Annotated in this window: 4 protein-coding genes; 2 read left to right on the forward strand and 2 right to left on the reverse strand. The window is 51.2% G+C overall.

The window, feature by feature from the left end:
- On the forward strand, window positions 1-1,725 hold a 1,725-nt coding region (locus ACTHYN_RS16015; protein ID WP_441813402.1), incomplete at its 5' end, for a penicillin acylase family protein.
- Window positions 1,726-2,131: 406 nt separating this feature from the next.
- Here the strand turns inward: ACTHYN_RS16015 and ACTHYN_RS16020 are convergent.
- Entirely contained in the window at window positions 2,132-4,879 is a 2,748-nt protein-coding gene (locus tag ACTHYN_RS16020; RefSeq protein ID WP_441813403.1) for a hypothetical protein, read from the reverse strand.
- A gap of 298 nt (window positions 4,880-5,177) precedes the next feature.
- A complete protein-coding gene (locus ACTHYN_RS16025) occupies window positions 5,178-5,951 on the reverse strand; it encodes an enoyl-CoA hydratase (protein ID WP_441813404.1) in 774 nt (257 codons plus the stop codon).
- A gap of 185 nt (window positions 5,952-6,136) precedes the next feature.
- Between ACTHYN_RS16025 and ACTHYN_RS16030 the strand changes: the two genes are divergently transcribed.
- Window positions 6,137-6,326: fumarate hydratase (locus ACTHYN_RS16030; RefSeq protein ID WP_441813405.1), on the forward strand; the 190-nt coding region annotated here is incomplete at its 3' end.

Consider the following 6,326-nt stretch of genomic DNA (forward strand, 5'->3'; position numbering starts at 1 on the left):
CTCCCACCTCTACCTGGTTACACCAAAGTGCTGCAGTTATTATCTGAATTCACGATTAAAGATGGTGAAGAAAAGCCGATCACTCAAGAGTCCTTCCAGATCGAGGTGGCCACAAGTGGCCCCAATCCGGCGGTTGTTGAGCGGACTTTCTACTTCTCCGAATACGGCCCAATGTTGTCCGCTAACGCAGTCACAGACGGTGGCCTGCCAAAATGGGGCGAAAATGGCACCGCTTATACGTATCGTGATGCTAACGCTAACACTGGTGACTTGCTGGACTCCTGGCTGGGAATGAGCAGGGCCAGTAATCTGCAAGAGTTCCAGGATGTGTTTCGCAACTGTGGTACTACGCTATGGGTAAACTCTACCTATGCAGATGCCGACGGTAATGCATTTTATATCGATAGCAGCTCTGCTCCTAACTTGTCAGAGAAGACAATTGCTCTGATTAACTTCAAACGATCAGTCAGCGAAGACTATGCCAAACTGTTTGATGCGGGCGTTACGTTGCTGGATGGTTCGAAAGGTTTTGATGATTGGGTTGAGGGTGAATGTGGTGGCTTAACAACCTATGATCAGAAGCCTAAGCTAGTCCGGTCTGATTATGTGCAAAACTCCAATAGCAGTTACTGGGCTACAAACCCGAACGAGTTCCTGACTGGCTACTCGCCTATTTATGGCGAGGAGAATGCAGAGATTAATCCCCGAACACGTTTGGGCTTGAAAATGCTCCAGAACCCGACTGAGCCTGGAATGGCAGGAGTAACGCCGCCAGCGGGTGATAATGATAAGTTCAGTGCGAAAGAGCTCATCAACGTGATCTGGAATAACCGGGCCTGGTACGCGGAACAGTTCCTTCCCGAGCTAAAAAATCGCTGTTCCGGTGCTACTTCGGTAGATGTGCCTCAGGGCCTGCTTCCGGATGAGCCGGTGATAACGAACCCTGGTACTCAGGATGTGACCGCAGCATGTACTGCACTGGCCAGCTGGAACGGCACTTATGATCTTGAAAGCACCGGTGCGCATGTGTTCAGAACGTTTATTGATATCTATCGGACCAGTTTTCCGGATGATCTTACAACAGCGTTTAACCCAGCGGATCCGGTGAACACCCCGGCAGATCCATCGGTTGTGGCTGCTGGAGGCGATGATCCTATGTTGCAATCCCTTGGTGCTGCAGTCATTGTGCTTACGGATGCGGATATAGCGCTGGATAGTAAGTTAGGTGATGTTCAGTACTACCAGCCCTCAGGAGAGGTTGTGCCGGGCGATAATCTTACGAGCCCAGTGCCTCTTTCAGAACCAATCCCCTGGCATGGTGGTGACGGCAATGTGGATGGTGCATTTAACGCTGTTGGTGTAGCCGACAGCGTATATGCAGAGGACACGCGATTCCCGCGCATATCTACTCCTGCGTACAAACGTAACCCTGACGAGCCTGACGAAACCAGGGTTGCTGCCGGACTGTCTTCGAAAGATGGAGAAGGCTGGCTGATTGCTCGAGGAACAAGCTGGCACTTTGGCCTTGAGTTTACTGACAATGGGCCGGAGGCTTATGGGCTTGTGAGTTATGGTCAAACTGCGGATCCAGCCAAGGATGCGTATTTTGCTACACAAAGCGAGAAATACAGCCAGAAACAGTATCGTAAGTTGTTGTTCAGTGAACAGGAGATTAAGCAAAACCTGCTGACGAACGGGGAAAAAGTGGTTAAAGCGGAGATGTAATTACTAAAGCATGACCTTGAAAGCCCTGCTGGCCTCGATTGATAGGCCGTCGGGGCTTTTTTGTGGGTTGTTATAACTGTCTGCGGGAGCCGGGTAGATCCCACTTTACCCTCGATGGAGTCGATCAGGTGTTGAGGACGTCGGACGCTTGCCGCAGGAGCAGAATTCAGAGTCGCTGTAATCCGGATACGCAACAATAGTATAGATGTGGATCAATATCGCTAACCCCCTAATGTAAATGCTCTGACTTATCGAGGCGGGTTTGTTGCCGGCCATTTCAATTAATGACGGGGAAGTTCACGGTCGGATTGAAAAGTTTATTATTGCACCATAAAAAAATCCCCTCTGGCAAAAGCCGAAGGGGAGTTCTTAAGTTACACCTGACTAATTACAGTCTGTTTAAATCCTAAGGTGTAGGTGTAAAGGTTGCGTGAGTTTCAAGAACCATTTGCCCAAATGCGCCAGTTGGTGATCCCGATACTGGTGTGCCGTGATCCAGCGGGATCGGTTTGCCCTCACTATCAGTGGTGCCTCCATAAGTAGCCTGGTCATACAACGCAAACAGTGCATTATCGCGACCGTCTTCGTACATCAGACTCAGCGGGAAAGAGCCTGCCAGTGGCGCATTGAAGCTATTCACAGTAACGGCAACCGGCAGATCTGTAGCTGCGGCTGGGATTGTTGCATCTAAAGGAGCAATGCCCCAAAGTGCTTCGTCGGCAGCATTTGGAATGACCGCGTCGCCTTGAACCACAGATTGCAGGTAGGCTGGTGTGGAAGCTTTCAGGTTATCTGCGAAGTTGATCGGATCGGCAGAATCTATAGTTGCCTGGAATATGTTCAAGAAGCTTTCGAGATCTGCATCACCTTGATCCAAGCCAGCTGATTGTTGCAGGCCATACAGAATGCGCGGCGCAAAGGATGGAGAGTTCTCCAGCATGCGAACAATGCCGCCGCCTGGGGTTAGCATGCTTGCAGCTTCAATGTCGTTATAGGATGGATCTGCAAAGGGGGCCTGGAGCTGGTTTGCGTTCACACTGGCGATAAATGGCGCGCCGGTGATGGTGCCCAGAGAATGCCCAGCAAAGAACACTTTTGCATTACTAAGGTCGGCGCCTCCTTGAGGCGTAAGGTCAAGATCGTTCAGGCTTACTCGCAGGTTCATCTGATCAACCGCACTCTGACGAATGTTATCGCGGGTATTGGTGAAGTTCAGCAGGTTGATGAACATGCTGCCTGAGTCGCCTTCACCGGTCGCGTAGTCAATAGGCTTCAGATCACCAGGAGTCGGCGAGTATATGCCGAAGTGGCGCTCACCTTCCATGGGGGCCAAGCCAGGAACAGTACTGCCTGCATTTTTTGCAGTATTAATCAGGGACATCGCTTGGCCGATAGATTCGGGTGTTGCAATGCCACCGCCGAGTTCTGCTGCAAGCACATCGGTCTTTTCGGCAAGAATCAACCCTGTTAATGCTGCGAGTTGCGGTTCTGTAAAGTCAGGGTTGGCGCCTAATAACAGCTTCTGTACCAGTGCCTCTTGCTCCTCTGCAGTAAACGCCGCAATCCCGTGCAAAGGCTGGTCAATAGCCACAACGGTATACCCGAGCGTAGCCAGAGCTGTACCGAATGTCAGTGCCGTACTCCGGTCGGTAGTGATGCCATGCTGGAATATCACTACACCCTTAGTAGTGGCTACTTTGGGATAGAGAACTAATGCTGGAACGTCAACATCCGCCTGCTTTTTGGGGAAGGGGAATATGTAGTTTACGGTGTTGGACTTAAATTCACCGCTGTCATTTTCAGCTCCATGGGGGATTTCGAGGTTAATAGCCTCAAACTGCGTATTCAAGCCGGCGGCAATTGCGTTGTCTGCGGTCCAGGAGCTGGAAAGTATTGCCGCGGCGCCGCCTTTACTTTTTGGGGTGCCCAAATAGTAAGGGAGTGAAACTGTTCCCTGAACAGCAAGAACCTCTGGTGCACCGCCGCCTAGCTTTGTGTTAAAGGAATCGTATACAGAACCCGCAGCGGCTGAAACCAGGCCTACAGGAGTTGGGTCGCTAAGGGTAAAATCTGCAGCGCTGCGGTTATCATTATTGGGAGTTGGTAATGCTGCCGCGATTTTTTTAGCAAGGCCCACGGAAACACATTGAATGGCGGCCTCGCCAGTCGTGCCGCCACAGCCTGTTGGTGGTACAGCATCAAAAGTAGGGCTGAGCGCCGTTTTAATGGCATCACTGGGGAAGTCAGTCACAGCTTTGTCGACAACAGTTTTTACCGACGCGTAATCCTTTGCGCCACCCACCATTGCAGCTTCTGCAGCTGATACTTTTACAAACGTGGTTAACTGATCCTCAAACCAGGCACCCGGTTCGGCGATGTACTGCAGAACCTTTTCATCATTAGAAGTGGTGAAGCTGTAACTGATCGCAATGTCGTCGTCCGTGAGCGGAAGCCCTGCTTTCGAGAAAAAGCCCTGAGCAGACGCTTCCCAAAGATTATTGATTAGCGCTCTGACTGGCGCAAGGGTTGCCGTTCCCAGTGGCTGGTTTTCATCCGTAAGGCTGCCATAAGTTGGAGACGCGATAATCGCATCGCCATTTATGTCGCTAACGCCTTTAGTGACCACTGCAATATAGCGCTTCTGCGGGTTAAGGGGCTCCAGAGGCAGAATGCGAATTGCGGACAGGCCATCGAGAGTTTCGACGTCAGCGCGAGCTGCTGCGAGCCCGGCTACAGTTGGAGGTTCCTGATTGCTCAGGCCTTGTACCGGGTCACCGCTGGCGTATTCAAGTTCAAGTAAAAAAACGGACTTACCATATACAGCGCTGTCTTTAGCAATTTGTCCATTAAACTGGATAACTGCCGGGGCGACGGTTGAGGCGCCACTCAGTTCATTTAGCGCAGTAGTGACTGGCGGAGAGGTGTCGTCGACGCCAAAGGTTCCATCGCCTAGCTCCGAATCGAAAATTAAATCGTTGGGAATGGGCAGTTTGCTTGTTACGGGGTTAAAGATCGGCCAAGTTTTCCCATCAATATCAGGATTGCTGATTTGATAATCCGGATCAGCATTACCCCCGTCATCAGAACCACTAAGGCAACCTGTTAGCCCAAGGGAAGACGCCACGGCAAGACTTATTAGAGTTTTCTTGAACATGGGTGGAACCTTTTCCTGTTGTTGTATCGTTATGTTGTGCTTTAGCTGTTGCCTGAAAGTATAGCCAGCGCTTCAAGCCAATTTCTGTATTTATGACTATAGCGCCACTGGCGCCAGTGTTGATCAGCCAAAAGTGTGATTCTTGCTGTTTAGAACGTCCACGCACGAGGGGAGTTCGGCCTTATTGCAAAATAGATGGCGCCGGGCCGTTTGTCGAGCCTTGGCAAGGGGATATACCGGGGTTTTTACAATCTGTATCAATTGCCCGCCAAAACAGGATTCTTGGCGGGCGAGGGCGTTATTTAAAGCTTGAAAAATCCGGCTTTCGTTTCTGTAGAAATGCCCCGAAGGCTTCAGCGGCTTCTGGTGATTTCAAGCGTTCTGAAAACAGCTTGCCTTCGGCCAGCATGGTGGCAGTAAGCTCTTCGTGAGTAGGGCTGCTCAGTAACTGTTTGGTGGCCCGAATAGCTGCCGGTGGCTGGCTGGCAAGCTTCTGGCAGGCTTCAAGCGCTGCCGCTTCTGTGGTTGCGGGTTCACACACGCGGTTAATCAGCCCAAGGCGATGCGCATCGTCTGCGTTGAAGGTTTCGCCTAGCATTAACAGTTCGGCGGCCCTCACTCGCCCAAGCCAGGAGGGTAGCAGCAGGCTGGAGCCGCCTTCGGGGCAAAGGCCCAGGCTGGCAAACGGCATTTTGAAACCAGCGTTGCTGCCGGCAAACACCATGTCGCAGTGCAGCAGCATGGTGGTGCCAATGCCAACGGCTGGGCCATTCACAGAAGCCACAATGGGTTTGTTGGCATTGGCCAAGAGCAGCAAAAACCGGCCTACGGGTGTTTCTTTGAAGTCTCCGGGCAGGCCGCTGGCAAAGTCACTCAGGTCGTTGCCGGCGGTAAAGCACTCATCGCTGCCTGTAAACAGTGTGCAGCGAATGTTGGCATCCGCTTCCGCTTGTTCGATGGCATCGCCCAGGGCCGTGTACATGGCGTGAGTGAGAGCGTTTTTGCGTTCCGGGCGGTTAATTCGAACGGTTAGAATCTGGTTGTTGATTTCGGTATGAACAAAGTCTGTCACGGTTTCTCCTGGTGTTCTTTCTGAGTGTTTTTTTATCATTTGGTTAGGATAATACCGTTTTTCAGGCATTTGTTAAGGTAAAGCTTCGTCTTGTGTCGGGTGCCTTGTTCTTTCGAATATCTGGTAAACTGTTCGTCCTGTTTTTAAAGATACCTTTATAACGATTTCAACCTGATGAGGCACCCATGACCACTGTAATTCGCCAGGATGACCTGATTGAAAGCGTGGCAGACGCGCTGCAGTTTATTTCCTACTATCACCCGAAAGATTTTATAGACGGGGTGTACAAGGCTTACCAGAAGGAAGAATCCCAGGCGGCGAAGGATGCCATGGCGCAAATCCTGATCAACTCGCGCATGTGTGCCGAGGGGCACC

The organism is Marinobacter sp. (assembly GCF_052091845.1).
GTDB lineage: Bacteria > Pseudomonadota > Gammaproteobacteria > Pseudomonadales > Oleiphilaceae > Marinobacter.

Excerpts from the sequence above, each read along its gene's own strand:
- ACTHYN_RS16020 (WP_441813403.1), bottom strand. The coding sequence starts at position 4,879 with ATGTTCAAGAAAACTCTAATAAGTCTTGCCGTGGCGTCTTCCCTTGGG.